Here is a 25,604-nt window from a genome sequence, read left to right as displayed (position 1 = left end):
CACCGGCCGATCGGGGCGTCAGAACTGCGGCACGGTCGCCGTGATCTCGATCGCGCCGTAATAGTCGGCGAGGTCGCGAATGTCCCCGTCGGAGAGGTTTTTCGCGACCAGCGACATCATGCGGTCCTCGCGCGTCCCGTCACGGAAGGCGCGAAGCTGCTTGATGAGGTAGATCTCACTCTCGCCGCCGATGTTGGGCACCTCGGGATTGGTGCCCATGCCGTCGAAGCCGTGGCAGACCTGGCATTGGGCCGCCTTGCGCTTGCCGGCCACCGGATCGGCCACCGCCGCGGAGGCGGTGGCGAGGAGGAGGGCGGCGGACAGTCCCGCCGCCACCCAGCGTGTCATTCCCACGCAGGCCTCACTTCTCGTAGGAGATGCGATAGATGGCCCCCGCGAGGTCGTCCGACACGAGGAGCGAGCCGTCCTTCAGCATGGCGACGTCCACCGGGCGGCCGAGATACTCGCCGCTGTCGGTGAGCCAGCCTTCGGCGAACGGCTGGGTCGTGGCGGTGCCGTCCTCGGCGACGAAGGTCACCATCACGCGGGCGCCCACCGGGGTGGTGCGGTTCCACGAGCCGTGCTGGGCCGAGAACAGGGCGTTCTTGTACTTCGCCGGGAACATCGACCCCCGATAGAACATCATGCCGAGGTCGGCGGCGTGCGCCACCGTCTCCACCGCCGGCATCACGAGATCGTCGGGCAGCTCGTCGGTCTCGTACTCGGTGGTGCGCACCGAGCCCCCGCCATACCAGGGGAAGCCGAAGTGCTGGCCCGCCGCGGTCTGGTGGTTGATCTCACCGGGCGGGATGTCGTTGCCCATGCCGTCCACCTGGTTGTCGGTGAACCACAGATCCCCGGTCTGCGGGTCGAAGTCGTGCCCGACGGAGTTGCGGATGCCGTAGGTGTAGACCTCACGCCCCTTGCCGTCGGTGCCGATGCGGATGATCCCGCCGATGCCTTCCTTGCGGTAGAGGTCGAGCTTGTCGGGGGCCGGCACGTTGTAGGGCTGCCCGAGCGAGATGTAGAGCTTGCCGTCGGGCCCGATGCGGCACACGCGGGCGGTGTGGTTGAAGCTCTCCTCCGAGGCGGGGATCAGCTCCCCTTGCGGCACCACGTTGAACGCGGCGACGTCCGGGCTCTCGTAGAAGAACTCCGCGGCCGGGAAGACCAGCACGCGGTTCTGCTCCGCGATATAGAGGAATCCATCGGGAGAGAAGCACGGCCCGTTCGGAATGACGAACTCCAGCGACGGGGCGAAGTCCTTCACTTCGTCGGCGACGCGATCCTTGTCGCGATCGGTGACCGCCCACACCTTGGTCTTGCGGGTGCCGACGAAGGTGACGACGCCCTGCGGACCGACGGCCATGTGCCGCGCGTCGGGGACGATGGCGTAGAGATCGATCTTGAAGCCGTCCGGCAGCGTGACCCCCTCCAGCGTCTTGCGGATGGCGTCGGCCTTGGAGCCGGTCTGATCGATGGTGGTGAACTCGGTTATACCGGTGGTCTGGAAGTTCGAGAGCCGCTCGAGGTTGTCGGGCACGGGAGCCTGAGCGGCGGCAGGTGCAGCAAGAGCAGCGGCAACGAGCGCAGCCGCGGCGCTATGCGCCGTGAGGCGCAGTGGCGTCGTTCTCATGTGTCTTCCTCCTATCCCCCGTGTGCTCCGGGGGTTCAGCTCGACGCACCGGACGGCGCGTCGATCGGACGCATGATGCACTGTGATTGTGGTAGTCGTCAGCAATTTCTACTCTAAAAAGCGACAAAAAGGCACGCCGACCACATGTCACCCGCCGAGCGGGTCGCCCGGGGCGGCTTGATGGGGGCGAGTCGTGTCGCACGAGCCAATGACGCAGCCGGGCGAGCGGGTGGGTGTCGCCCCGGCCCGGCCGGAGCGCGTCACCCGCCTCGGCCGCGCCCTCGCCGGCTCTCCCTGGCCCGCCAAGCTCCACCGCGTGGCGGACTGGTTCCTCTCGGTCGGGATCCGCTCCGCCGATCCCGCCGTGCAGCGGCGCCAGCGCTTCGTGAACGCCGGCGCGATCGTCGGCACGCTCGCCTCGTTCCAACACGTGATCGAGCAGTTCGCCATGAACGCGGCGGCGCTGCAGCCGCTCATCGTCCACAACATCATGTTCGGCGCCGCTCACCTCGCGACGCCGCTCTTCCACCGCGTCTCGGAGCATGCGGCGGCGCTCTGGCTCTGCGCCGCCATCATCGTCGGCACGCTGCGGGTGATCTGGCTCACCGGGCTCGACGGCGGCGCCCACGTCTATTTCGCCTTCACCGCCGCCGCCTTCCTGTTCTTCGGCGTCGCCCACTGGCCGCTCTTCGCGCTGGTGGTCGCGGCGGCGTTCGCGGCGGTGATCGCCGCGCTCAACTTCGCCCCGGAGGTCGGCCCGATCGCCCTCGCGGCGCCGCACTACGTGGAGCATCTCTCGGCGATGGTGGTGATCAACGTCATGATCATCAACGTGTGGCTGTTCACCTATGCGCTGGTGAAGACGCACCGGGCCGAGCAGCTCCTCGCCGCCGAGGTGGAGCGCTCCGACCAGCTGCTCCTCGCGATCCTGCCGCGCCCGATCGCCAACACCCTGAAGCGCGCCCCCGGCCAGCTCGTCGCCGACCGGCACGACCGGGTGACCATCTTCTTCGCCGACCTCGTTGGCTTCACCGCGAGCGCCCGGACGGCGAGCCCCGAGGCGCTGGTCGCCTGGCTCGACACCCTGATCAAGGGTTTCGACGAGCTGACGATCGCCCACAAGGTGGAGAAGATCAAAACCATCGGCGACGCCTATATGGCGGTGTCCGGGCTGCGCGTGCCGCCGGAGGTGGGGGCCGAACGCCTCGCCCGCTTCGCCCTCGCCTTCCGCGAGTTCGCCGAGGCCTATGGCGGCCTCGACGGCGGCCCCTTGCGGGTGCGCATCGGGCTCCACACCGGCCCGGTGGTCGCCGGCGTCATCGGTGGGACGCGCTTCGCCTACGACCTCTGGGGCGACGCCGTGAACACCGCCTCGCGGATGGAAAGCCACTCGCTGCCCGGCCGCATCCAGGTGTCGGCGAGCACCGCCGATCTCCTGCGGCCGAGCTTCCTCGTGGCGCCGCGGGGCTGGCTGGCGGTGAAGGGGCTCGGCGAGGTCGAGACCTTCTTCCTGGAGGGACATGCCGGCGCCGACGGCGGGCGAGGCCGAGGGGAAGCGCCAGCCGGTCTATAAGCCGGGTTCTGTATGGCGGGGTGACCCCCACGTGACGGCCATTCATCTGGGACGTGCGTCGCCGCACGCCTCGCGCGACCTACCCGGGCGGCTTAGCGGCCGGAAACGGGCCACCGCCCCTATGCGGTCTTGCTCCCGGCGGGGTTTGCCGTGCCACGACCGTTGCCGGCCGCGCGGTGGGCTCTTACCCCACCGTTTCACCCTTACCGCCCGTCACCGGACGGCGGTTTGTTTTCTGTGGCACTTTCCCTGGAGTTGCCTCCGCCGGGTGTTACCCGGCGCCGTGTTTCCGTGGAGCCCGGACTTTCCTCCCCGGCGGCCTTTCGACCGTTGCCGGAGCGGCCGTCCGACCGGCTGGCCGCCGATACATGGCCTGCCCTCGCGACAAAGGCAAATCCCCGGTCGGCGATTCGGCGGTCGCTGCAATGAAAAAGGGGTCCGACACAATGGCCAGACCCCAGTTGAGGGAGGAGCAAACAGATATTCGCACGATTCGATGAAGGAGGGGATAACCCGGTCGCAACAATTCGAAGCTGCGGCAAGATTCACACAAGCTCCGCCGAAGCTTGGGAATAGGAATCCAAAAGGCCCGCGCGAATAAGAAATTTAATCCCAGCGTTAATTGTCGAGGAATCGGGTGATCCGCTGCATGGCTTGCGTGAGGCTGTCCTCGCTGCGCAGGAAGCAGATGCGGACGAAGCCTTCGCCGATGCCGCCGAACGCGGTGCCGGGCGCCGTCCCCACCAGCGCCTCGTCGATGAGGCGAAAGGCGGCCTCCCGCGACGAGCCGAGCCCGTCGACGCGGAAGAAGGCGTAGAAGGCGCCGTCGGGGGGCGCGAACGTCACGCGGTTGTTGCCGGCGAAGGCGGCGGACACCACCTCGCGCCCGCGCCGCGCCCGCTCGATGGAGCGCTTGACGAACCACTCGCTCTCCTCGAGCGCCACGACGCCCGCCCGCTGCATGAACTCCGCCACGCCCGAGGTCGAATATTGGATCAGATTCTCGATGGTCTGCTTCAGCGCCAGCGGGGCATGCAGCCAGCCCATGCGCCAGCCCGTCATCGCCCAGTTCTTGGAGAAGGTGTTGACGTAGAGGATTTTCTCGTCCGGCTCGGCGATGTCGAGGAAGGACGGGGCGCGGGGCGCGCCGGTCCACACGAAGCGGGCGTAGATCTCGTCGGCGATGATCCAGAGGCCGCGCGCGCGGGCGAGCTCCAGGATGGCTTGCAGCGTCGCGAGGTCGGCGGTCCAGCCGGTGGGGTTCGCCGGCGAGTTGAGGAAGATCGCCCGCGTCGCCGGGGTGATCGCGGCGGCGAGGTCCTCCACCGCCAGATGCCAGCGCCCGCCCTCCTCGCGCATCGCGACGGGAACGGCGGTGGCGCCGATCACGCTCGCCGCGCCCGTCACGTTGGGCCAGGCGGGGGTGGGCACCAGGATCTCGCCGCCCGCCCCCACCGAAAGGGCGATGGCGATCTGGATCGCCTGCATGCCGGAGCCTGCCAGGAAGAAGGTGTCGGGGTCGAACGGGCGGCCATACTGGCGCTCGTAGTAGGCGGCGAGCGCCTCGCGCAGCGGCGGAATGCCCCGCTGATGGGTGTAGAAGGTCGCCCCGTCATAGAGCGCCTTGGCGGCGGCCTCGGCGATGATGCGCGGGGTGGGCAGGTCCCCCTCGCCGGCCCACAGCGGGATCAGGCCCGGCTTGTCCCGGCCGTGGTTCACCGCGCTGATGATGCCGCTGACGGGCGTCGCACGGGCGGCGGTCGTCACGGCGGCGAGGAGATCGCTCATTGGGGGGTCCTCCCGGTGCGAAAGTCCGATCCCGTTGGCACGACGGGGTGATCCCGTCAAACCGCGAGCCCGACCGTTGAGTCTATAAAGTCCCGCCCCATAATCGTTTCTATGTGATAGGGTTTGCCTTGCCCCTCGACCTTTCCACCGTCGGCCGTGTGGCTGGCGCAGCGGAGTACCCAGCCGAGCGATGCGCATCTTGCCCGCCGCCACGGTCCTGTCCCTCGGGACGGTCGCGTTCCTGGCCCTCGCGGTGCCACGCCTCGCGACGGGGATCGACGAGCGCGAGATCCGGCGCGAGCTGCAGGCCGCGACGCCGGGCGACACGCTCGACAGCCGCGTGATCGCCGCGCTCGACGACGGCGACGTCGACGGTGCCCGCCAATACGCCGCCCTCGCCGACGAGTTGCAGAAGCCGCTCGATCCCGAGACCGTGGCGGCGCTGCAGGACGCTCAGGGCACGGTCGCCACCATCCTGCGCCATGCGGGCGACTTCGCCGGCGCCTACATCACCGGCCACGCCGATTCGGCGGCGGGCCTCGCCGGCGCCGTCGTCTCCGACCTCACCGTGGTGGGCGACGTGCGCGACATCGTGACCGAAGGCGGCAAGGCCGCCATGGGCGAGGACTATTCGCAGTTTCTCCTCGCCCTCGCCGCCGTGGGCATCGCCGCCGAGGGGGCGACGATCGCGACCGGGGGCACCTCGCTCGTCGGCAAGGTCGCCGTGTCGGTGCTCAAGGTGGCGAAGCGGACGGGTAACCTCACCGTGGACTTCGCCGGCCGCCTGGTGCGCCTCGCCCGGGCCGCCACCCAGGCGGCACCCACCAACGTGGTCGCGAGCGCGGCGCGCGGCGGCGGCGTGGTGGACGTGTCGGCGGGCGCCGCCGCCGGCCTCACCCGCGCCGCGGCGCGGGCGGAGCTGCGCACCACCCTCGGCTCCGTCGCGAGCATCGCCGACAACGCCGGCGCGGCGAACGCCGTGCGGTTGATGCGCACGGTGCGCAGCGGCGAGGACGCGGCCGAGCTCGCCACCTTCTCGAGCCGCTTCGGCCGCCGCACCCGCGCCGTGGTGGAGTTGACCGGCAAGACCACGCTGCGGGCCTTCCGCGCCGTCGTGCGGGGTCTGCGCCTCGTCATCGCCTTTCTGTGGAGCATGGTGGGATGGATCATCGGCCTCGTCGGTCTGCGGATCGTGAAGCGCGTCGTGTTCGGCTTCTTCCGCCTTCTCGGCGGGGCCTTCAGTGCGCTCGCCCTGCCCTAGCTTGACGGACGGATTCCCCATCGGCTCCATCCCGCCCCACGGGCGGACCGGCGGCGCTATCGCGCCATGTCGATACCGCGCGAGAGCAACGCCTCGATGACCTTCTACCTCCCCATCGCCGAGATGCCGGTCAGCGTCTTCATGGTCCTCGCCATGGGCGGCGCCGTCGGCCTCATCAGCGGCCTCTTCGGCGTCGGCGGCGGCTTCCTGATGACGCCGCTCCTGATCTTCTCCGGCATTCCGCCCGCGGTCGCCGTCGCCTCGGTCACGCCGCAGATCGTCGCGAGTTCCACCTCGGCCGCCCTCACCTACTGGCGGCGCCGGCAGGTGGACTTCAAGCTCGCCGCGATCCTCATCGCGGCCGGCGCGGCGGGCGCCTTCGCCGGGGCGGAGCTCTTCGCCCGCCTCGGCAGCGCGGGGCACCTCACGCTCGTCATCGCGCTGTCCTATACGGCGTTTCTCGCCACCATCGGCTCGCTGACACTCAACGAATCGGTGCGCGCGATGCTCCGCGCCCGGGCCGCCCGCAAGCGCGGCGAGGCGCCGCCGCCCTCCCGCCGCGGCGGCACCCACGGGTGGATCCACCGCCTGCCCCTCAAGGTGCGCTTCCGCCGGTCGCGCCTCTACATCTCCGTGCTCCCCGTCGTCGGCCTCGGCCTCACCATCTCCTTCCTCGGCACCCTGTTGGGCATCGGCGGCGGCTTCATCATGGTCCCGGCGCTGATCTACCTCCTCAAGGTGCCGACCTCGGTGGTGGTGGGCACCTCGCTGGTGCAGATCGTCGGCGTGATGGGCATCGCCACCGTGATGCACTCGGTCGCCTCCGAATCGGTCGACATCATCCTCGCCTTCATCCTGATGATCGGCGGCGTGTTCGGCGCGCAGATCGGCGCCTCGATGGGGCAGGCGCTGCGTGGCGAGCACCTGCGCGCCCTCCTCGGCCTGCTCGTGCTCGCCGTGGGCCTCCGCTTCGCCTTCAACCTGGTGGTGACGCCGAGCAACCTCTTCGCCATCACCGTGACGGGCATGCCGTGACGCCTCGTCGTCTGGCCCTCGCTCTCGCCGCGGCGGTGAGCCTCGGGGCGAGCCCCGCGGCGGCCGAGCGGCTCGTGTCGTCGCTGTCGGCCGACGTCGTCCGCGTCGCCTCCAACTTCTCCGGCGCGCGCCTGTCGCTGTTCGGGGTGATCGAGCGCGACGCGCAGACGGTGGCCCGCGCCGGGACCTACGAGGTGATCGTGGTGGTGCGCGGTCCGCCTCAGGACGTGCTGGTGCAGCGCAAGGAACGCCGCTTCGGCATCTGGATGAACTCGCCGGGCGAGCGCTTCAGCGAGATGCCGTCCTACTATGGCGTGTTCGCCTCGCCGGGGGCGGAGGCGTTGTTCCAGGACCCGACGGCTCCGGGCCTGCCGCGCTCGCTCTCCACCCTTGCCGGCGGCAATGCCGAGCGCCAGCTCCTCGCCCGCGCGATGACGCTTCACTTCGCCGGCGACGGCCTGTTCGTGGAGCGCTTCGACGCCGTGTCGATGCTGACGAAGACCTTCTTCCGCACCGACATTCCGTTGCCGAGCGTCGTCGCCGACGGCGACTACTCGGTGACGATCTTCCTCTACGCCGACGGTGCCCAGCTCGACACAGAGGAACTCGCCTTCACCGTGTCGAAGGTGGGGTTCGAGCAGCGCATGTTCGAGTTGTCGCGCCACCAGCCGCTCCTCTACGGCATCGGCGCGGTGGTGATCGCCCTCCTCACCGGCTACGTCGGCGGCGTCGTGTTCCGCCGCAACTGAGCCACTGGCGGGGCTGTCGTATAAACCGATTTATCGCTCTATTTTAATAACTTAGCCGAAGACCATCGACATGAAAGGCGGGCCTCGAATGTCTCGGTCGCTTCACGAGAGGCGCCGGGCGGCGGCGATGAGGTCGAAGGCGTTGCGGGCGGTCTCGTGCAGACCGTCGGCGCCGGCGGCGAGGGCCTCCTCGAGGCTCGCCGGGCCGCGGCCGATGGCGAAGGCGGCGACGATGCCGTGCGCCCTCAAATCCTCCGCCGCCACCGCCAGACGGCCGGCGAAGGCGATGGCCGGCACCCCTGACGCCGCCGCGGCACGGGCGATGGCGACCGGCCCCTTGCCGCCGAGCGACTGGCTGTCCAACGATCCCTCGCCGGTGACGACGAGCGCGACGTCCGCCATCGCCGCGTCGAGATCGTGATGCTCGGCCACCACCTGGAAACCGTCGCGCGCCGCGGTGTCGGCGATGGCGGAAAGGCCCACCATCATGCCGCCCGCGGCGCCGGCAAACTCGTGATTCGCCAGCGTGTCCGCCGACCGGGCCGCCGCCACCGCCCGGTCGAAGGCGGCGAGGGCGGCGTCGAAATCGTCGATGTCGGCCGCGGCGACGCCCTTCTGCGGGCCGAAGACGCGGGCCGCACCGCGCGGGCCGATCAGCGGATTGTCGACGTCGGCGGCGAGCACGATCGAGAGCCCGCGGACGCGCGCATCGAGGCCCGAAAGGTCGACCCTCGCGACGTCGGCGAGGCCGCGGCCCGCGGGACGCGCGAGCGGCGCGCCCTTGTCGTCGAAGAAGCGGCCGCCGAGAGCCTCGAGCGCTCCGGCACCACCGTCGACGGTGATGCTGCCGCCGAGCGCGATCACCACCTCGCGCGCGCCCTCGTCGAGCGCGGCGCGGATGAGCTCGCCGACGCCCACGCTGCTCGCCCGGTCGGGGTCGTAGCCCTCCTCCGCCGCCACCCCGTGTCCGGCGGCGACGGCGAGTTCGATGACGCCGCGGCGGCGCGCCTCGTCATAGAGCCACTCCACCTCGAGCGGCTTGCCGTAGGGTCCGGTCACGGTGGTTTCGAGGCGTCGGCTCCCCGGCCCCTCCAGCGCGGCGAGCGTCCCTTCGCCACCATCGGCGATCGCGATCGCGAGGCAGGAGGCGTCGAGCGCGCTGGCAGCCAGCGCGTCGGCGATCGCGGCGTTCGCCTCGGCCGCCGTCAGGCTGCCGCGGAACTTGTCGCAAGCAATGAGGATCTTCACGGGTGGGATGCGTCCGGGGAGCAAGCGGCGTGGCCTCCACCTCGCCGCACGATAGAGCGCAGCCGGTCAGACCGGCTGCAGCGACTTTTCGGACGGCATGCGCCAGCCGTCGGCGATGTCCTCCATGACGATCTCGCGCTGCTCGGCGGTCTCGCTCGCGAGATGCACGTGGATCTCGGTGGCGCCGGCCTTGATGGCGCGCAGCAGCGCATCGCCGTGGTGCTGGTAGAGTTCGTCGCTGATGCTCTTGGCCGAGCCGATCAGCAGCGGCGTGCACTGCCCCCACGCCTCACGCCGCACCACCATGAACACACCCGCTTCCGGACACGAGAACCCTTTGAGATCGCACACGGATGTGAGATACCAAGCTCCACTCCAGCCTTCCCACCAGAAGAGGGACATCACGCCTGGTGAACGTCCCGCTGCGGTCAAACGATAATGATTGAAGAGCATGGAGCCTCCCGTTGCCAACTCGCGCATTCGCGTACTTGACACCGACGACCTTACCGCAACGTGAAAGTTCGAACGAACGTGGAACACCCTTGTCCAAGCTATACACAGCCTGTGGATAACTTGGCGTAATCGTTGCCGTATGGTGAAGACGACACACTCGCCTGATTCGATCCACAGGATTTCGACCATGTCCGACCGTATTCTTGCCCTTGTCCGCCACGGCCAAAGTGAGTGGAATCAAAAGAACTTATTCACCGGCTGGCGGGACCCCGACTTGACCGAGAAGGGAATTGCCGAAGCGATTCATGCCGGCAAAATTCTCGCCGGCGCCGGCTACCAATTCGACGTCGCCTTCACGTCCGTGCTGCGGCGCGCGCAACACACTCTCACCTTAATGCTGGCGGAACTGCGACAGGAAGACCTGCCCACCATCGCCGATCAGGCGTTGAACGAGCGCGACTATGGCGACCTCTCCGGCCTCAACAAGGACGATGCGCGCAAGAAGTGGGGTGAGGAGCAGGTGCACATCTGGCGCCGCTCCTTCGACATCGCCCCGCCGGGCGGCGAAAGCCTCAAGATGACGGCGGAGCGCGTGCTGCCCTATTTCGAGGCGACCATCAGGCCGCGCCTCCTCACTGGCGAGAGGGTGCTGGTGGCCGCCCACGGCAACTCGCTGCGCGCCCTCATCATGTCGCTGGAGGCGATGGGACCGGACGCGATCGTGAAGCGCGAGCTCGCGACCGGCGTCCCCATCATCTACACCCTCGACGAGTCCGGTAAGCCGCTCACCCGCACCGACTACGACGACGCGACGCCCCGCGTGACCGAGCTCGCCTGAGCCGAGCGCCGCCTCACCCGGCGGTCCGGCTCGCGAAAGCGGGGTCCGCCGGGGCGGGATCGGCGGCGCTCTCCCCGTCTGCGGCAGGCGGTCCAACGCCAGCGGCAGGCGGCTCGGCGTTATCGGGCCGGCCCTCCGGGGCCCGTGCCCGGGCGAAGGTCGGGGCGACCTCCTCCTCGGCGTCGACGTCCATCGCCCGGACGCTGGCGCTCACGATGTGGACGAGCCGGTCCACCGCATCGGTCACCCGGTCGATGCGGGCGATCAGCGGCTCGTCCTCCCCCTCGGCGGCGAGGGCGGCCTGCTCACGCGCCCTCTCCAGGCGGGCGATGCGGGCGGTGAGCTCGGCGTTGCGGGCCTCGGCGGCATGGAGGCGGTCGAGCACCGTCAGCGCCGCCATCACCGCGAGGCGGCGGTCGCCGATCTCGCCGATCCGCCCCTTCAGCACCGCGATGGTGCCGTCGAGCTCCTCGGCGAGGGCGACCACGCGCTCCTCCTCGCCCGGCTCGCAGGCCATGCGATAGTCGTGCCCGTCGATGGTGACCTTGACCTGGCTCAGGGACGATCCTCCCCTCCGGCGCGCGCATCCTCGCCCACCGCGATGCCGGCATCCATCCGCCGCACCCGCTCCATCACCTTGACCAGCCGGTTGGCGACGGCCTGATTCGTGTCGCGCAGCCGGTGGGCGCGCGCCTCGGCGGCGTCGAGCCGGGTGGCGAGCTCGGCGCGATCGCGCTCCAGCCGAGCGCGATCGTCGCGCAGCGCCTCCACCTCTTCGCGCGCCTCCGAGTGCACCGCCACCGCCGCCTCCAGGCGCGTCAGAGCGGCCTCGAGACGAGTGAGTGCCATCAACGTGCGATGCCCCGCGATCGCTTCCTCCTTCACGCTGGGCTTTGCTCAAGCCCGCTCCTGTGCGTATAGGTCAGCCCACATCGACACTATCAAACATTTCGAGTGCCCTTCATGGTGGATATGGACAAGCTGAAGCCGATGGCCAACGCCATTCGGATGCTCTCTGTCGACGCGGTGGAGGCGGCAAAGTCCGGCCATCCCGGCCTGCCGATGGGCGCCGCCGACATCGTCACGACCCTCTTCGTACACCACATCAGCGTGGATCCGGCCGACCCCCTTTGGCCGAACCGCGATCGTTTCGTGCTCTCGGCCGGCCACGGCTCGATGCTCCTCTATTCGCTCTACCACCTCCTCGGATACGAGGACTTCACGCTCGACGACCTGAAGAACTTCCGTCAACTGAATTCGCGCACGGCCGGTCACCCCGAGTACGGCCACGCCCGCGGGATCGAGACGACCACCGGCCCGCTCGGTCAGGGCGTCGCCACCGCGGTGGGCATGGCCATCGCCGAGCGCATCATGAACGCCGAGTACGGCGACGCGATCGTCAACCATCGCACCTTCGTGCTCGCCTCCGACGGCGATCTGATGGAAGGCATCAGCCACGAGGCGATCTCGCTGGCCGGCCATCTCAAGCTCAACAAGCTCATCGTCATCTTCGACGACAACGGCATCTCCATCGACGGGCCGGTGTCGCTGTCCGAATCGGGCGACGTGGTGAAGCGCTTCGAGGCCGCCGGCTGGGCCGCCGAGCGCATCGACGGTCACGATCCCGTCGAGATCAACGCCGCCCTCGCCCGTGCCGCCCAGAGCGACAAGCCGACCCTCATCGCCGCCCGCACCATCATCGGCTACGGCTCGCCCAACAAGGCGAACTCGTCGGGCGTGCACGGCTCGCCGCTCGGCTCGGCCGAAGCGGCCGCGACGCGGGCCGCCCTCGGCTGGGAGTGCGAGCCCTTCGACGTGCCGGAAGCCATTCGCGACGCCTGGCGCATCGCCGGGCTGCGCAACTCGCAGGCTCACAAGGAGTGGCGCCAGCGCTACGAGGCGATGGACGCCGAGAAGCGCGCCGAGTTCGACCGCCGCATCCGAGGCGATCTGCCGGGCGAGTTCGCCCCAGCGATGGCGGCGCTGCGCGAGCATCTCCTTCTGGAGCGGCCGACCATGGCGACGCGCAAGGCGTCGGAGCGCGTACTCAACACGGTGAACAGCGTCGTGCCCGAGACGGTGGGTGGCTCGGCCGACCTCACCGGGTCGAACAACACCAAGACCGACCATCAGTCGCCGATCACCCCGGGCCAATTCGCCGGCCGCTACATTCACTACGGCATCCGCGAGCACGGCATGGCCGCGGCGATGAACGGCATGGCGCTGTCGGGCGGGCTGATCCCCTATGGCGGCACCTTCCTCACCTTCTCCGACTATTGCCGCCCGGCGATCCGCCTGTCGGCGCTGATGGGGACGCGCGTCGTCTACGTGATGACGCACGACTCCATCGGTCTCGGCGAGGATGGGCCGACCCACCAGCCGGTTGAGCATCTGGCGGCGCTGCGGGCGATCCCGGGGCTCCTCGTGATGCGTCCGGCCGACGCGGTGGAGACGGCGGAGGCGTGGGAGATCGCGATGGAGCACAAGGGCCCGTCGCTGATGGCCCTCACCCGTCAGAACCTGCCGACGCTGGCCCCGGCCGGTGCCGCCAAGAACCGCTCGCGCCGCGGTGCCTACAAGATCCTCGAAACCGCGGCGAAGCCGCTCGCGACGCTCTTCGCGACGGGCTCCGAGGTCGAGATCGCCGTGGAGGCCGCGACGCGCCTCAACGGCCTCGACATTCCGACCGAGGTGGTGAGCGTGCCGTGCTTCGAGCTGTTCGAGGCCGCCGACGCCGACTATCGGGCCGCCGTGATCGGCGACGCGCCGGTCAAGGTGGGCATCGAAGCCGCCATCCGGCAGGGCTGGGACGCGCTGATCGGCTCCGACGGCATCTTCATCGGAATGACGGGCTACGGCGCGTCCGGTCCCTACAAGGCGCTCTACGAGCACTTCGGCATCACGGCCGATCGGACCATCGAGGCCGTCCGCGAACGCCTCGGCCGCTAGAGCGAAACGGGAGATCCCTCGGGGGTCTCCCTCACCGGCAGTCGACGGGCCCGACGGCGACGCCGGGCCCGCTCGCTCAAACCCAGGGGCGCGACTCGGCGAGGTGAGCCTCGTGGCCGGCGATGGCCTCGCTCTTCTGCATGGTGAGAGCGATCTCGTCGAGACCGTTCACCAGGCAGTGCTTCAGCCACGGATCGATCTTGAACTCCACCGGCTCGCCGTCCGCGCCGGACACGGTCTGCGCCGGCAGGTCCACCGTCAGCGTGGCGTTGGCGCCGCGCTCGGCGTGCGCCATGAGGCGCTTCAGGTCCTCCGACGAGACGCGGATCGGCAGCACGCCGTTCTTGAAGCAGTTCTGGTAGAAGATGTCGGCGAAGGACGTCGAGATCACGCAGCGGATGCCGCGATCGAGCAGCGCCCACGGCGCGTGCTCGCGGGAGGAGCCGCAGCCGAAATTGTCGCCCGCCACGAGGATCTGCGCCGACTTGTAGGCCTGCTGGTTGAGCGGGAAGCTCGGGTCGGGCGTCCCGTCTGCATTGCGCGAGATCTCAGCGAAGAGTCCCTTGCCGAGCCCGGTGCGCTTGATCGTCTTCAGATAGTCCTTCGGGATGATCATGTCGGTGTCGACGTTGATCATCGGCAGCGGTGCGGCGACCGCGGTCAGCGTGGTGAATGGTTCCATCGTCGTCTCCCTGGCACGCGGGGCGCGTCTCACATGCGTCCGCGGCGTCTCAATTCCCGCACCCTCGGTGCGTCCGATCGGAGCTCAGCGCTGCGGCGCGCGGCGCATCTCCACCTCGAGGGTCTGCACGTCTTCCTCGAGGCGCGTGCGCAACAGGTTGGCGCGCGACAGCGACGAGATCGCCGCGTCGAGCCGCTCCTCGGTGTCGGCGAGGCTCTGATTGAAGCGCTCGGCGACGCCGTTGTCGTCCTCGCCCTCGGCCGGCGTCACGATCGGGGCGAGGCCCGCGAGGGTGGAGCGCATCGTCGCGACCACCCGCGACAGCTCCGTGACCACGTCGTGGTTGAGGACGGAAAGCTCGGCGGCCCCACGCGCCACGTCGGCGCTGACGGCGTTCACCGGGTTCGCCTGCCGCTGGAGCGCGTTGAGCAGCACCGGCGACATCGACATCAGGCCGCCGAAGAAGAGCGCCACGATGACCCCCGCCGTCATCCCGCGGATGATGCCGATCAACAGGCCCCCCACGATGATGACGAGGCCTGCCATGACCGGGATGAACCACTGGAGGTCGTTGTACTGGAAGTTCGCGAAAAGCTGCTCGAAGTCCATGCCGCCCCGTCTCCCTGTCTAGGCGTCTGCCGTCATGAGGCATAATGCGTGGCAACGCCAGTCGTTTAGGCCGCCCGTCGTCCGCTTTTGGGGCCCATAGCATAATACTCCTCGTTGTGGCGTATCGGGGAGCCACAACGCCACGTCATTTCCGCTCCGCCCGAGGCCCCGGCGTCCCGAATCAGCGCACGAATTGAACTTTAATTCTCCGTAAAATAACCGGGCAATACGCGACAAAACGCCGTCGTCGGAGGCGAAGTCGGCCTCGACGTCGATTTTTTTTCGGCGCTTGCGCGGGGCCTCCGTCTCCCCGAAACGCCAGCGTCGCGCGACGGAATGGGGGCACGGTCACCGCTTCTTCAGGATCGCAGGCTAGACCGCTTGCGTTGCAATCGGGCATCTCGTTGAGAAAAAGAGAGCGTGCCGGACCCTGGTAGACCGTCACGCGCGGGGGAGAGTCGACCATGCTCGAAGATTTCCAGGACACCAAGGACGTGAAGCTCTCCGAGCTCGCCGAGCAGGTTCGCGCCTCCTCCAGCGATGTCGGGTTCGCCACGTTCGCCGCGCTGCTCTTCCGCCACGCCGCGGCGGAGGATCTCGCCCGCTACGGCGTCGGCGACCTGATGCGCCTCGCCCGCTCCGCCTGGAAGGCGCTCCAGCACCGCGAGCCCGACGAGCCGCGCGTCGTGGTGATGGCGCCGGAGGAGGTGCGCATCACCGAGGCCGAGAGCGGCCATGCCATCTCGGTGGTGGAGGCCGTCAACGACGACAAGCCCTTCCTGTTCGGCTCGCTGAAGAACGAGCTCCACGCCCAGGACATCGAGCTGCACCTCGTGGTGCACCCGGTGCTCGCGGTGGAGCGGGACCGGGCCGGCACCCTCATCGCCTTCCACGGCGAGGCCCACAGCGGCGACGGCCATCAGCACGAGAGCTTCGTGCACGTCCATGTCGACCCGATCGACGACCCCGACCACCGCGAGGCGCTCGCCCGCTCGCTGCTCGCCGTGCACCACGACGTCGACGCCGCGGTCGCCGACTGGCCCAAGATGCGGGCGCTGGTGCGCGAGGCGATCGAGCGCTACCGCCACATGCCCCCGCCCGTCGCCCCCGACGTCCTGTCCGAGGCGATCGACTTCCTGGAGGCGATCGAGAAGCGCGACTTCATCCTCATGGGCATGCGCGAGTACACCCTCGACGGCACGCCGGACGAGGGCGAGCTCGTGGCGCCCGACGAAGCCGGCCTCGGCATCCTGCGCGATCCGGCCATCAAGGTGCTGCGCCGCGGCTCCGAGCTCGTGACGATGACGCCGGAGGTGCGCGAGTTCCTGAAGCACGGCGAGCCCGTCTTCATCGCCAAGGCCAACGTCCGCAGCCGCATCCACCGCCGCGTCCACCTCGACTATATCGGCGTGAAGCGCTTCGAGAACGGCGTGCTCGCCGGCGAGCTGCGCATCGTCGGCCTGTTCACCTCCACGGCCTACACCCAGTCGGTGATGGACATCCCGCTGCTGCGGCGGAAGGTGGGCAACGTCATCCGCCGGCTCGGCTTCGACCCCGAGAGCCACTCCGGCAACGCGCTCGTCAACATCATGGAGACCTACCCGCGCGACGAGCTGTTCCAGATCGGCGAGGACCTCCTCGCCCGCTTCGCCCTCGCGATCCTGCAGCTCTCCGACCGGCCGCGGGTGCGCGTGCTGCCGCGCATCGACCCGTTCGACCGATTCGTGTCGATCCTCGTCTTCGTCCCGCGCGACCGCTTCTCCACCGAGGTGCGCGAGCGGATCGAGGCGCTGATGGCCGAGGCCTACGACGGCCACATCTCGGCCCGCTATCTGACGATGCCCGAAGGGGTGCTGACGCGCCTCCACATCATCGTCGGCCGCCGCCTGGGCGAGACGCCGCAGTGCGACCCGCGCGAGCTCGAGGAGCGCATCTCCGCCATCATCCGCACCTGGGCCGACGAGTTGCTGCGCGCCTCGCTCGCCGCCCCCAAGCTCGGCCTCGACCGCTTCAAGATCGCCTCCTGGTCGGAGTCCTTCTCGGAGAGCTACCGCGCCACCTACTCCGCCGAGCGGGCGGTGCGCGACATCACCATCTTGGAGCGGATCACCGACGATACCCCCACCGCGATCCTGTTCTTCCGCCGCGACACCGACGGTCCGGACCGCTGCTCGCTGAAGATCTACCACAAGGACGCGCCCATCCTCCTGTCGGCCCGCGTGCCGATCCTGGAGAACATGGGCTTCATCGTCGTCAACGAGCGCACCTTCCGGGTGAACACGCCGGGGACCGACGAGGGCATCTACATCCACGACATGACGCTCGCCGTCGCCTCCTGCGACGAGATCGAGGTGTCGGTGCTCGCCGAGAAGCTGCAGGCCCTCTTCATCGCCGTCTGGGAAGGCAGCGCCGAAAGCGACGAGTACAACAGCCTCCTCCTCAACGCCGGGCTCGGCTGGCGCGAGATCGCCGTCCTGCGCGCCCTCTCCCGCTATCTGCGGCAGACCGCGATTCCCTACGGCCAGGACCTGATGGCGGAGACGCTGAACCGCTATCCGGCCGTCGCCCGCGCCCTGGTGGCGATGTTCACCGCCCGCTTCGACCCCACCTTCGGCGAGGCCGATCGGGAGGCCGCGGTCGCCCGGCTCGACGGCGAGATCGAGGAGCTCTGCAACGAGATCATCAGCCTCGCCGACGACACCATCGTGCATCGCTTCAAGAACCTCATCGAGGCGACGGTCCGCACCAACCTCTATCAGCACGAGGCGGACGGCTCGCCGGTCGCGACCTTCGCCTTCAAGTTCGACCCGCACGCGCTGGCTGGGCTGCCGCGCCCGGCGCCGTTCCGCGAGATCTGGGTCTACTCCCCGCGCGTCGAAGGCGTGCACCTGCGCTTCGGCGCCGTCGCCCGCGGCGGCCTGCGCTGGTCCGACCGCCCGCAGGACTTCCGCACCGAGGTGCTCGGCCTCGTGAAGGCGCAGCAGGTCAAGAACGCCGTCATCGTGCCGGTCGGCGCCAAGGGCGGCTTCTTTCCGAAGAAGCTGCCGGACCGCGCCCAGCGCGACGCCTTCTTCGAGGAGGGCCGCGAAGCCTACAAGATCTTCATCGACACCCTTCTCGACATCACCGACGACATCGGCCCCGACGGGATCGAGCCTCCGGCCGAGGTGATCCGCTACGAGGGCGACGATCCCTACCTGGTGGTCGCCGCCGACAAGGGCACCGCCACCTTCTCCGACACCGCCAACGCGATCGCCGCCGAGCACGGCTTCTGGCTCGACGACGCGTTCGCCTCCGGCGGCTCGGCGGGCTACGACCACAAGGCGATGGGCATCACCGCCCGCGGCGCCTGGGAGGCGGTGAAGCGCCACTTCCGCGAGATGAACCACGACATCCAGTCGGAGCCGTTCGCCGTGGTGGGCGTCGGCGACATGTCGGGCGACGTCTTCGGCAACGGCATGCTCTTGTCGCGCAAGACGAAGCTCGTCGCCGCCTTCGACCACCGCGACATCTTCATCGACCCCAATCCCGACCCCGAGGCCTCCTACGCCGCGCGCCTCACCCTCTTCAACATGCCCCGCTCATCCTGGCAGGACTACGACCGCGCGACCCTCTCGGCGGGTGGCGGCATCTATTCGCGATCGGCGAAATCCATCGACCTGTCGCCGGAAGCGCGGGTGGCGCTCGACATGCCGTCGGGCCCCCTCACCCCGACCGACGTGATGCGGGCGATCCTCAAGGCACCGGTCGATCTGCTCTGGTTCGGCGGCATCGGCACCTACGTGCGGGCGGCGAGCGAATCGAACCTCGACATCGGCGACCGCGCCAACGACGCCATCCGCATCGAGGCCCGCGAGGTCCGCGCCAAGGTGGTGGGCGAAGGCGCCAACCTCGGCGTCAGCCAGAAGGCGCGCATCGCCTACGCGCTGAAGGGCGGGCGCATCAACTCCGACGCCATCGACAACTCCGCCGGCGTCAACACGTCCGACGTCGAGGTCAACATCAAGATCGCCCTTGCCGGGGCGATGCGCTCCGGCCGGCTCGAGCGGGCCGATCGCGACGCCCTGCTCGTCGAGATGACCGACGAGGTGGCCGAGCTCGTCCTGCGCAACAACTACCTGCAGACGCTGGCGATCTCCCTCTCCAGGCGGCAGAGCGCGGAGGCCGCCGGCTTCCAGCGCCGGCTGATGGAGGCGCTCGAGCCCTCCGGCCTCGACCGCGAGCTCGAGGACCTGCCGTCCAACCAGACGCTGACGGACCGCGTCGCCGCCGGCGAAGGCCTCAGCCGCCCCGAGATCGGCGTGCTCCTCGCCTACGCCAAGATCGTGCTGTTCGATCAGATCCTGCAGTCGGACGTGCCGGACGACGCCTATCTCGGCCGCGAGCTCGACCGCTACTTCCCCTCCGCCATGCGCGAGCGCTTCGCCGAGGACATCCACGGCCACCGCCTGCGCCGCGAGATCATCGCGACGCAGCTCGCCAACTCGATGATCAACCGCGGCGGTCCCACCTTCATCATCCGCGTCGGCGATCAGACCGGAGCGCCGGTGGAGGACATCGCCCGCGCCTACGCCGCCGCCCGCGACTGCTTCTCCCTCACCGAGATCAACGCCGAGGTCGACGCGCTCGACAATAAGATCGACGGCGACATGCAGCTCGAGCTCTACCAGACGATCCGCGGCCTGCTCACCGACGCCACCGTCTGGTTCGTGCGCAACGAGACCTTCTCCGAAGGGCTTGCCACCGTCGTCGACCGCTTCCGCGGCGGGATCGGCGAGCTGCGCGATACCTTCGCCGAGATGCTGCCGCCGGACGACGCCGCCCACCTGCGGGCGCAGGCCGCCGGGCTGATGGAGCTCGGCGTGCCCGAGGCGCTCGCTCCGCTCTTCGCCCGGATGCCGTTGAGCACCGCCGCCCTCGACATCGTGGTGGTGGCCTCGGCCTGCGAGGTGAGCCTGCGCGAGGCGGGCGAGGTGTGGTTCGCCCTCAACGACAACTTCAAGCTCGCGAGCCTCGACCTCACCGCCCGCACCATCCCGGTCGACGACTATTATGACGGCCTCGCCGTGGACCGGGCGCGCCGGACCCTTGCCGACGCCCATCGCGGGCTCGCGGTGGAGGTGCTCGCCTCGATGCCGCCGGGCCCCGGCGCGGAGCGCGTCGCCGCCTGGATGGAGGCGCAGGGAGCCGCCGTCACGCGCACCCGCCGCGCCGTCGCCGACATCATCGACGGTGGCCGCATCTCGATCTCGCGCATCTCCGTCGCCGCCGGCCTGCTCGCCGACCTGTCCGGCGACGACGTCGTCCACTGATCTTGTTTAGATTTCGGTAAGTCGTCTTGAGGACTTGGTAACAAAGGTAAACCGAAATTCTTGCAAGGGCTTAACCGGCCTTTCACCCTCACGCCGTAAATCCTGTCTTGCGATTTGCGTGAGGGTATTGCGTCGCAATGAGCGAACAATCGGTCGGAGCGTCCACGTCCCGGGCGCTCCGACCTCCACTCCTGAGGGACGAGATTCTGGTCGGCGACGCGCTCGATCACCTGGCCGCCCTGGCGCCGGGGTCCATCGACGTCGCCTTCGCCGATCCCCCCTACAACCTTCAGCTCGACGGCGATCTCTATCGCCCCAATCAGACGAAGGTCGCCGGCGTCGACGACGCGTGGGACCGCTTCGCGAGCTTCGAGGAATACGATCGCTTCACCCGGCGCTGGCTCGGTCTGATCCGGCGCGCGCTGAAACCGAACGGCACGCTGTGGGTGATCGGCAGCTACCACAACATCTTCCGCGTCGGCACGGCGGTGCAGGACACCGGCTTCTGGATCCTCAACGACGTGGTGTGGGTGAAGACCAACCCCATGCCCAACTTCCGCGGCCGCCGCTTCACCAACGCCCACGAAACGCTGATCTGGGCCGTCGCCGACCAGTCGCGCACCGACTATGTCTTCAATTACCGCTCGATGAAGACGTTCAACGACGACCTCCAGCATCGCTCCGACTGGACGCTGCCGATCTGCAGCGGCGCGGAACGGCTGCGCGACGCCGCCGGCGCCAAGCAGCATCCGACGCAGAAGCCGGAAGCCCTGCTCAATCGCATCATCCTCGCCTCCACCCGGCCGGGCGACGTGGTCCTCGACCCCTTCTTCGGCACCGGCACCACCGGGGCGGTGGCGAAGCGCCTCGGCCGCGGCTTCGTCGGCATCGAGCGCGACGCGGACTATGCGGCGATCGCCGAGGAGCGCCTTGCCGGCATCGTGCCCTATGACGACCTCGCCCAGGTGGGCAGCGAAGGGCGGCCGAAGCGCATCCCCTTCGGCCTCCTCGTGGAGGCCGGCCACGTCAAGGTGGGCGAGGAGCTCGTCGGCGGCCGCGACGGTCCGCGCGCCCAGGTACGGGTCGACGGCTCGATCCGCTCGGGCGAGCACGAGGGCTCGATCCACAAGGTGGGCGCGGCGGTGCGCAACCTGTCGGCCTGCAACGGGTGGACCTTCTGGCACGTCAAGCGCAACCGTGGCGACCTCGTGCTGCTCGACGATCTGCGCCAGGCGATGCGCCGGCAAATGGCCGCCTGACCCCTCCCCCGGCCCGTGCTACACGGGACGGCAGGGAGGACAACAACAATGACAAACGCCCTCAAGGTCGCCGTCCTACCCGGCGACGGCATCGGCAACGAAGTGACGCCGGCCGCGATCGCCGTGGTGGAGCGCGCGATCGCCGTCACCGGTGGCCCCGGCCTCTTCACCGAGACGCTGACGGCCGGCGCCCAGGCCTATCTCGACACCGGCACCGCCCTCTCCGACGAGGTGAAGCGGGCCGCCGAGGCCGCCGACGCCATCTATCTCGGCGCCATGGGCCTGCCCGCGGTGCGCTATGCCGACGGCACCGAGATCACGCCGCAGATCGACTTGCGCTTCCTCTTCGACCTCTATGCCGGCGTGCGGCCGACGCGGGCGATCCCCGGCGTGCCGACGCCGCTCGCCGACCCGCGCGCCGCCGACATCGACTTCGTGCTGGTGCGCGAATCGACCGAGGGCCTGTTCGCCTCCCTCGGCAAGGGGGTGGTTGAGAACGACGCGGTCGCGCGGGACTTCCAGGTCATCACCCGCGCCACCACCGAGAAGGTGAGCCGCTTCACCTTCGACCTCGCCGCCCGCCGCGCCGCCGCCCGACCCGGCCACGCCGCCAAGGTGACGCTGATCGACAAGGCCAACGTGTTCGCCTCCTTCGCCTTCATGCGCAAAGTCTTCGACGAGGTCGCCTCGACCTACGAGGGCATCGCCGCCGAGCGCCTCTACGTCGACGCCTCGACCCTCACCTTCGTGGGCAAGCCCTGGACGTTCGACACCATCGTGACGGAGAACATGTTCGGCGACATCCTCTCCGACCTCGCCGCCGCCCTCGTGGGCGGCATGGGCTATGCGCCGTCGGCCGACATCGGCGACGCCCACGCCGTGTTCCAGCCCGCCCACGGGTCCGCCCCCGACATCATGGGCACCGGCAAGGCGAATCCCACCGCCGCGATCCTCTCCGGCGCGATGATGGTGGAGTGGCTCGCCGAGCGTCACGACATCGCCGCCTATGCCGACGCCGCGCGCCTCATCAATCGCGCGGTGGACGCGGCGTTCGCCGGCGGCGGCCTCCTCACCTGCGAGCTCGGCGGCAGCGCCGGCATGCGCCAGGTGACCGACGCGGTGCTCGCCGCCATCGACGCGCCGGCCACGATCCGCGCGGCGGGCTGAGGTGGCGGGCCGCCTCCGCGTCGCCACCATCGGCTGCGGCTACTTCGCCCAATTCCACCACGCGGCGTGGGCGACCGAGCCGCGCGCCGCGCTCGTCGCGGTGGTGGACGCCGACCGCGACAAGGCGGCCCGCATGGCCGCCGCCCACGGTGTGCCGCACATCTACGCCGACGCCGCCGAGATGATCGCGGCGGAAGCGCCCGACCTCGTCGACATCATCACCCCGCCCGCCACCCATCGCGACCTGATCGAGCTGACGGCGGCGGCGGGCATCGCCACCATCTGCCAAAAGGCCTTCTGCCGCTCGCTCGCCGAAGCGCAGGACGCGGCAGGGCGCGCCGAGGCGGCAGGCATCATGCTGGCGGTGCACGAGAATTTCCGCTTCTCGCCGTGGTATCGTGAGATCCATCGCCTGCTCCGGGCGGGCGGTCTCGGCCGGCTCTACCAGCTCACCTTTCGCCTGCGCCCCGGCGACGGCCAGGGCGTCAGCGCCTATCTCGACCGCCAGCCTTATTTTCAGACGATGGAGCGCTTTCTCGTCCACGAGACGGCGATCCACTTCATCGACGTCTTCCGCTTTCTCCTCGGCGAGCCGCGGAGCGTCTATGCGGACCTGCGCCGCCTCAATCCGGCGATCGCGGGCGAGGACGCGGGCCTCCTGGTGTTCGACCACGGCGACGGGGTCCGCGCCGTGTTCGACGGCAATCGCCTCAGCGACCACGTCGCGCAGAACCGCCGGCTGACGATGGGCGAGTTCGTCGCCGAGGGCGAGGCCGGCACGCTGCGCCTCGACGGCGACGGCGGCCTCTTCTTCCGCCCCTTCGGTCGCAACGAGGAGCGGCGCCACGCCTATGCCCGGCGCGACGAGGGCTTTGCCGGGGGCGCGGTCGCGGCGCTGCAGCGCCACGTGCTCGACCATCTCGTCGACGGCGCGCCGCTCGAGAACGCGGCAGCGGACTATCTCGCCAGCCTCCGCGTGGAGGAGGCGGTCTATCGCTCGGCGGCGGACGGGGCCCGCATCAGCCTCTGACGCGGGCCGGCCGCCTCAGAAGGCGACGCGATCGCCGCCCTTCAGGGACAGGATCTCGCGCGCCTCGTCCGGCGTCGCGATCTCGTGGCCCATGCCCTCGATGATGGCGCGCACCGTCCGCACCTGCTCGGCGTTGGTCTCGGCGAGACGGCCGGGCCCGCCCCATAGCGAATCCTCCAGGCCGACGCGCACGTTGCCCCCCATCGACACCGACATCGCGGCAATCCGCATCTGGTTGCGCCCCGCGCCGAGCACCGACCAGTGATACTGGTCGCCGAACAGACGGTCCGCCGTCCGCTTCATGTGCACGACGTCCTCGGCATGCGAGCCAATGCCGCCAAGGAGGCCAAACACCGACTGCACGAAGAAGGGCGGCTTGATCACGCCGCGATCGGCGAAGTGGGCCAGCGTGTAGAGATGGCCGATGTCGTAGCACTCGATCTCGAAGCGGGTGCCGTTTTCCGCACAGGTGGTGAGGATGTACTCGATGTCGGCGAAGGTGTTCTTGAACACGCGGTCGCGCGAGCCTTCGAGATAGGGCTCCTCCCAGTCGTACTTGAAGCTCGGGTAGCGCGTCAGCATGGGGTAGAGGCCCATGTTCATGGAGCCCATGTTGAGCGAGGCGACCTCGGGCTTGAAGTGCGCCGCCGGCTTCACCCGCTCGTCGACGAGCATCGTCGGCGCCCCGCCGGTGGTGATGTTCACCACGCAGTTGCTGCGCTGCTTGATGACGGAGAGGAAGGGGGCGAAGGCCTCCGGCGACTGGTCGGGCTTGCCGGTCTCGGGGTTGCGCGCGTGCAGGTGCACGACGGCGGCGCCCGCCTCCGCGGCGCCGATCGCGGCGTCTGCGATCTCCGCCGGCGTGATCGGCAGATGCGGCGACATGGTGGGCGTGTGGATCGCGCCTGTCACGGCGCAGGTGATGATGACCTTGTCGGCCATGGGGTCCTCCTGTCGAAACTCTTCAGCTGCGGCTGGCTTTGTGGGCGGCAAGCGCGGCGAGCCGGCCATCGCGCCACTCACTCATCGCCGCATGATCGGCAGGCGCCGGAGGCGGACCCCAGGCGTCGGTGACGATCTTGACGCGCTCCTCGTCCCAAACCTCGGGCCCGCCCGCCTCGGTGGCAAGACGGCGGAAGAAGGGAGAATAGCGGGCGCAATAGTCCGGAATGCCACCGGGCGCGTTGAGCTCGATGGTCTGGAACGGACCCATGAACGACCAGCGCAGGCCGAGACCGTGGCTGATCGTCGTGTCGAGGTCGCGCGGGCTCACATAGCCCTCCTCGACGAGGCGGAAGGCCTCCGTCAGCACCGCCGTCTGCAGCCGGTTGAGGATGAAGCCCTCGACCTCCTTCTTCACCGTGATCGGCGCCTGGCCGATGGCCTCGAAGGTGGCGCGGGCGGTGGCGACGGTCTCGGGCGAGGTCCACGGCGCGCCGGAGAGCTCGACCACCGGCACCAGATGGGGCGGGTTCACCGGGTGGGCGACGATGCAGCGGTGGCGGCCGTCGAGCTCCTTGGTGAACAGCGAGCACTGGATCGCCGAGGTCGAGCTGGCGAGAACGGTCTCCGGCGCGGCGAGCCGGTCCATCTCGGCGAAGAGGGCGGCCTTCACGTCGTCCCGCTCCGGCCCGTTCTCCTGGACGTGGGCGGCACCGTCGAGCGCTTCGGCGAGGCTCGCGGCGGCGGAGATGCGGGCGGCCGCGGCCGCCGCGTCATCGCACAGGCCGTTCTCGGCGAGGGTGAGGAGGCCCTTGCGGCAGCCTTCGAGCGCCACGTCCAGCGCGCCGGGCGCCGGATCGGTGAGCGACACCGTCCATCCGGCCCGCGCGAACACCATAGCCCACGCGCGTCCGATCAGACCCGCCCCGACGATTGCGACCTTCGACATCGTTCCTCCTTTGCCGCAGCGCGATGGGCCGCGCTCGTCGGTGTTGTGTTGTTCTGCGCCGGGGCGCGGGATCATCGCCCGCGCCTCGACCTCGCGCTAGAGCTGGAACCAGCTCCAGCGTCCT

General features: G+C 69.4%; 20 protein-coding genes, 1 other RNA gene and 1 pseudogene. 10 read left to right on the top strand and 12 right to left on the bottom strand.

What is annotated here, in order from left to right; translation table 11 throughout:
- Positions 1 to 18 precede the first annotated feature (18 nt).
- Both JCR33_RS17905 and JCR33_RS17900 read right to left on the bottom strand, forming a co-directional pair.
- The gene (locus JCR33_RS17905) at positions 19 to 348 is read right to left on the bottom strand and encodes a c-type cytochrome (protein WP_198883492.1); all 330 of its coding nucleotides are present in this window, start codon (positions 346 to 348) and stop codon (positions 19 to 21) included.
- 13 nt (positions 349 to 361) lie between these two features.
- Complete coding sequence (locus tag JCR33_RS17900) at positions 362 to 1,636, bottom strand: PQQ-dependent sugar dehydrogenase (protein WP_198883491.1); 1,275 nt, start codon at positions 1,634 to 1,636, stop codon at positions 362 to 364.
- A 208-nt stretch (positions 1,637 to 1,844) separates the two neighbouring features.
- Between JCR33_RS17900 and JCR33_RS25660 the strand changes: the two are divergent.
- Positions 1,845 to 3,095: pseudogene (locus JCR33_RS25660) on the top strand (adenylate/guanylate cyclase domain-containing protein); the annotation flags it as partial.
- 95 nt (positions 3,096 to 3,190) lie between these two features.
- Here the strand turns inward: JCR33_RS25660 and rnpB are convergent.
- Together rnpB and JCR33_RS17885 are read right to left on the bottom strand one after the other, a co-directional pair.
- Positions 3,191 to 3,567, bottom strand: an RNA gene (rnpB, locus tag JCR33_RS17890) — RNase P RNA component class A.
- Positions 3,568 to 3,827: 260 nt separating this feature from the next.
- Positions 3,828 to 4,997, bottom strand: coding sequence for a pyridoxal phosphate-dependent aminotransferase (locus JCR33_RS17885; RefSeq protein WP_198883490.1), 1,170 nt, complete (start codon positions 4,995 to 4,997; stop codon positions 3,828 to 3,830).
- Positions 4,998 to 5,187: 190 nt separating this feature from the next.
- On the opposite strand from JCR33_RS17885, the gene JCR33_RS17880 reads away from it, so the two are divergent.
- The 3 genes from JCR33_RS17880 (at position 5,188) to JCR33_RS17870 (ending at position 8,042) form a co-directional block, all read left to right on the top strand.
- Positions 5,188 to 6,258, top strand: coding sequence for a hypothetical protein (locus JCR33_RS17880; RefSeq protein ID WP_198883489.1), 1,071 nt, complete (start codon positions 5,188 to 5,190; stop codon positions 6,256 to 6,258).
- A 96-nt stretch (positions 6,259 to 6,354) separates the two neighbouring features.
- Positions 6,355 to 7,293 (top strand): sulfite exporter TauE/SafE family protein, encoded by a 939-nt coding sequence (locus tag JCR33_RS17875; protein WP_198883488.1) that lies wholly within the window; start codon positions 6,355 to 6,357, stop codon positions 7,291 to 7,293.
- The gene (locus JCR33_RS17870; protein WP_198883487.1) at positions 7,290 to 8,042 is read left to right on the top strand and encodes a TIGR02186 family protein; all 753 of its coding nucleotides are present in this window, start codon (positions 7,290 to 7,292) and stop codon (positions 8,040 to 8,042) included. Before JCR33_RS17875 ends, JCR33_RS17870 begins: the two co-directional genes overlap by 4 nt.
- A gap of 102 nt (positions 8,043 to 8,144) precedes the next feature.
- Here the strand turns inward: JCR33_RS17870 and JCR33_RS17865 are convergent, their stop codons facing one another.
- Together JCR33_RS17865 and JCR33_RS24735 are read right to left on the bottom strand one after the other, a co-directional pair.
- Positions 8,145 to 9,290, bottom strand: a complete 1,146-nt coding sequence (locus tag JCR33_RS17865) for a glycerate kinase (protein ID WP_198883486.1) — start codon at positions 9,288 to 9,290, stop codon at positions 8,145 to 8,147.
- Between the two features lie 66 nt (positions 9,291 to 9,356).
- Entirely contained in the window at positions 9,357 to 9,596 is a 240-nt protein-coding gene (locus JCR33_RS24735; RefSeq protein WP_211110394.1) for a hypothetical protein, read from the bottom strand.
- A gap of 334 nt (positions 9,597 to 9,930) precedes the next feature.
- Here JCR33_RS24735 and JCR33_RS17855 point away from each other — a divergent pair, with 334 nt between their 5' ends.
- Positions 9,931 to 10,581, top strand: a complete 651-nt coding sequence (locus JCR33_RS17855) for a 2,3-bisphosphoglycerate-dependent phosphoglycerate mutase (protein WP_198883484.1) — start codon at positions 9,931 to 9,933, stop codon at positions 10,579 to 10,581.
- Between the two features lie 13 nt (positions 10,582 to 10,594).
- Here JCR33_RS17855 and JCR33_RS17850 read toward each other — a convergent pair whose 3' ends face one another.
- Together JCR33_RS17850 and JCR33_RS17845 are read right to left on the bottom strand one after the other, a co-directional pair.
- Positions 10,595 to 11,119 (bottom strand): cell division protein ZapA, encoded by a 525-nt coding sequence (locus JCR33_RS17850; protein ID WP_332461222.1) that lies wholly within the window; start codon positions 11,117 to 11,119, stop codon positions 10,595 to 10,597.
- 17 nt (positions 11,120 to 11,136) lie between these two features.
- Positions 11,137 to 11,430 (bottom strand): DUF4164 family protein, encoded by a 294-nt coding sequence (locus JCR33_RS17845; RefSeq protein WP_198883482.1) that lies wholly within the window; start codon positions 11,428 to 11,430, stop codon positions 11,137 to 11,139.
- 114 nt (positions 11,431 to 11,544) lie between these two features.
- Here JCR33_RS17845 and tkt point away from each other — a divergent pair, with 114 nt between their 5' ends.
- A complete protein-coding gene (gene tkt / locus JCR33_RS17840; RefSeq protein WP_198883481.1) occupies positions 11,545 to 13,530 on the top strand; it encodes a transketolase in 1,986 nt (661 codons plus the stop codon).
- A 76-nt stretch (positions 13,531 to 13,606) separates the two neighbouring features.
- On the opposite strand, the gene leuD is transcribed toward tkt, so the two are convergent.
- Positions 13,607 to 14,212: a 3-isopropylmalate dehydratase small subunit gene (gene leuD / locus JCR33_RS17835; RefSeq protein WP_198883480.1), complete on the bottom strand. Its 606-nt coding sequence runs from the start codon at positions 14,210 to 14,212 to the stop codon at positions 13,607 to 13,609.
- An 84-nt stretch (positions 14,213 to 14,296) separates the two neighbouring features.
- Positions 14,297 to 14,821: a hypothetical protein gene (locus JCR33_RS17830; protein WP_198883479.1), complete on the bottom strand. Its 525-nt coding sequence runs from the start codon at positions 14,819 to 14,821 to the stop codon at positions 14,297 to 14,299.
- A 464-nt stretch (positions 14,822 to 15,285) separates the two neighbouring features.
- Between JCR33_RS17830 and JCR33_RS17825 the strand changes: the two genes are divergently transcribed.
- From JCR33_RS17825 to JCR33_RS17810, 4 genes are all read left to right on the top strand, one after another.
- Complete coding sequence (locus JCR33_RS17825; RefSeq protein ID WP_198883478.1) at positions 15,286 to 20,133, top strand: NAD-glutamate dehydrogenase; 4,848 nt, start codon at positions 15,286 to 15,288, stop codon at positions 20,131 to 20,133.
- A gap of 137 nt (positions 20,134 to 20,270) precedes the next feature.
- Positions 20,271 to 21,392, top strand: a complete 1,122-nt coding sequence (locus JCR33_RS17820; protein WP_198883477.1) for a site-specific DNA-methyltransferase — start codon at positions 20,271 to 20,273, stop codon at positions 21,390 to 21,392.
- Positions 21,393 to 21,440: 48 nt separating this feature from the next.
- A complete protein-coding gene (locus JCR33_RS17815; protein ID WP_198883476.1) occupies positions 21,441 to 22,559 on the top strand; it encodes an isocitrate/isopropylmalate dehydrogenase family protein in 1,119 nt (372 codons plus the stop codon).
- Position 22,560: 1 nt separating this feature from the next.
- A complete protein-coding gene (locus JCR33_RS17810) occupies positions 22,561 to 23,589 on the top strand; it encodes a Gfo/Idh/MocA family protein (RefSeq protein WP_198883475.1) in 1,029 nt (342 codons plus the stop codon).
- A gap of 15 nt (positions 23,590 to 23,604) precedes the next feature.
- On the opposite strand, the gene JCR33_RS17805 is transcribed toward JCR33_RS17810, so the two are convergent.
- Positions 23,605 to 24,531, bottom strand: coding sequence for a BKACE family enzyme (locus tag JCR33_RS17805; protein ID WP_198883474.1), 927 nt, complete (start codon positions 24,529 to 24,531; stop codon positions 23,605 to 23,607).
- Positions 24,532 to 24,553: 22 nt separating this feature from the next.
- Positions 24,554 to 25,480 (bottom strand): 3-hydroxyacyl-CoA dehydrogenase, encoded by a 927-nt coding sequence (locus tag JCR33_RS17800; protein WP_198883473.1) that lies wholly within the window; start codon positions 25,478 to 25,480, stop codon positions 24,554 to 24,556.
- Positions 25,481 to 25,604 lie beyond the last annotated feature (124 nt).

The sequence above is a fragment of the Acuticoccus mangrovi genome, from assembly GCF_016411865.1.
Taxonomy (GTDB): Bacteria; Pseudomonadota; Alphaproteobacteria; order Rhizobiales; family Amorphaceae; genus Acuticoccus; species Acuticoccus mangrovi.
This window is presented reverse-complemented; position numbering and strand designations above follow the sequence as displayed.

Coding starts and splice junctions, on each gene's coding strand:
- JCR33_RS17885 (WP_198883490.1), bottom strand. CDS start 4,997: ATGAGCGATCTCCTCGCCGCCGTGACGACCGCCGCCCGTGCGACGCCC.
- JCR33_RS17805 (WP_198883474.1), bottom strand. CDS start 24,531: ATGGCCGACAAGGTCATCATCACCTGCGCCGTGACAGGCGCGATCCAC.
- leuD (WP_198883480.1), bottom strand. CDS start 14,212: ATGGAACCATTCACCACGCTGACCGCGGTCGCCGCACCGCTGCCGATG.
- JCR33_RS17845 (WP_198883482.1), bottom strand. CDS start 11,430: ATGGCACTCACTCGTCTCGAGGCCGCTCTGACGCGCCTGGAGGCGGCG.
- JCR33_RS17825 (WP_198883478.1), top strand. CDS start 15,286: ATGCTCGAAGATTTCCAGGACACCAAGGACGTGAAGCTCTCCGAGCTC.
- JCR33_RS17800 (WP_198883473.1), bottom strand. CDS start 25,480: ATGTCGAAGGTCGCAATCGTCGGGGCGGGTCTGATCGGACGCGCGTGG.
- JCR33_RS17900 (WP_198883491.1), bottom strand. CDS start 1,636: ATGAGAACGACGCCACTGCGCCTCACGGCGCATAGCGCCGCGGCTGCG.
- JCR33_RS17820 (WP_198883477.1), top strand. CDS start 20,271: ATGAGCGAACAATCGGTCGGAGCGTCCACGTCCCGGGCGCTCCGACCT.
- JCR33_RS24735 (WP_211110394.1), bottom strand. CDS start 9,596: ATGGTGGTGCGGCGTGAGGCGTGGGGGCAGTGCACGCCGCTGCTGATC.
- JCR33_RS17905 (WP_198883492.1), bottom strand. CDS start 348: ATGACACGCTGGGTGGCGGCGGGACTGTCCGCCGCCCTCCTCCTCGCC.
- JCR33_RS17815 (WP_198883476.1), top strand. CDS start 21,441: ATGACAAACGCCCTCAAGGTCGCCGTCCTACCCGGCGACGGCATCGGC.
- tkt (WP_198883481.1), top strand. CDS start 11,545: ATGGTGGATATGGACAAGCTGAAGCCGATGGCCAACGCCATTCGGATG.
- JCR33_RS17880 (WP_198883489.1), top strand. CDS start 5,188: ATGCGCATCTTGCCCGCCGCCACGGTCCTGTCCCTCGGGACGGTCGCG.
- JCR33_RS17855 (WP_198883484.1), top strand. CDS start 9,931: ATGTCCGACCGTATTCTTGCCCTTGTCCGCCACGGCCAAAGTGAGTGG.
- JCR33_RS17875 (WP_198883488.1), top strand. CDS start 6,355: ATGACCTTCTACCTCCCCATCGCCGAGATGCCGGTCAGCGTCTTCATG.
- JCR33_RS17830 (WP_198883479.1), bottom strand. CDS start 14,821: ATGGACTTCGAGCAGCTTTTCGCGAACTTCCAGTACAACGACCTCCAG.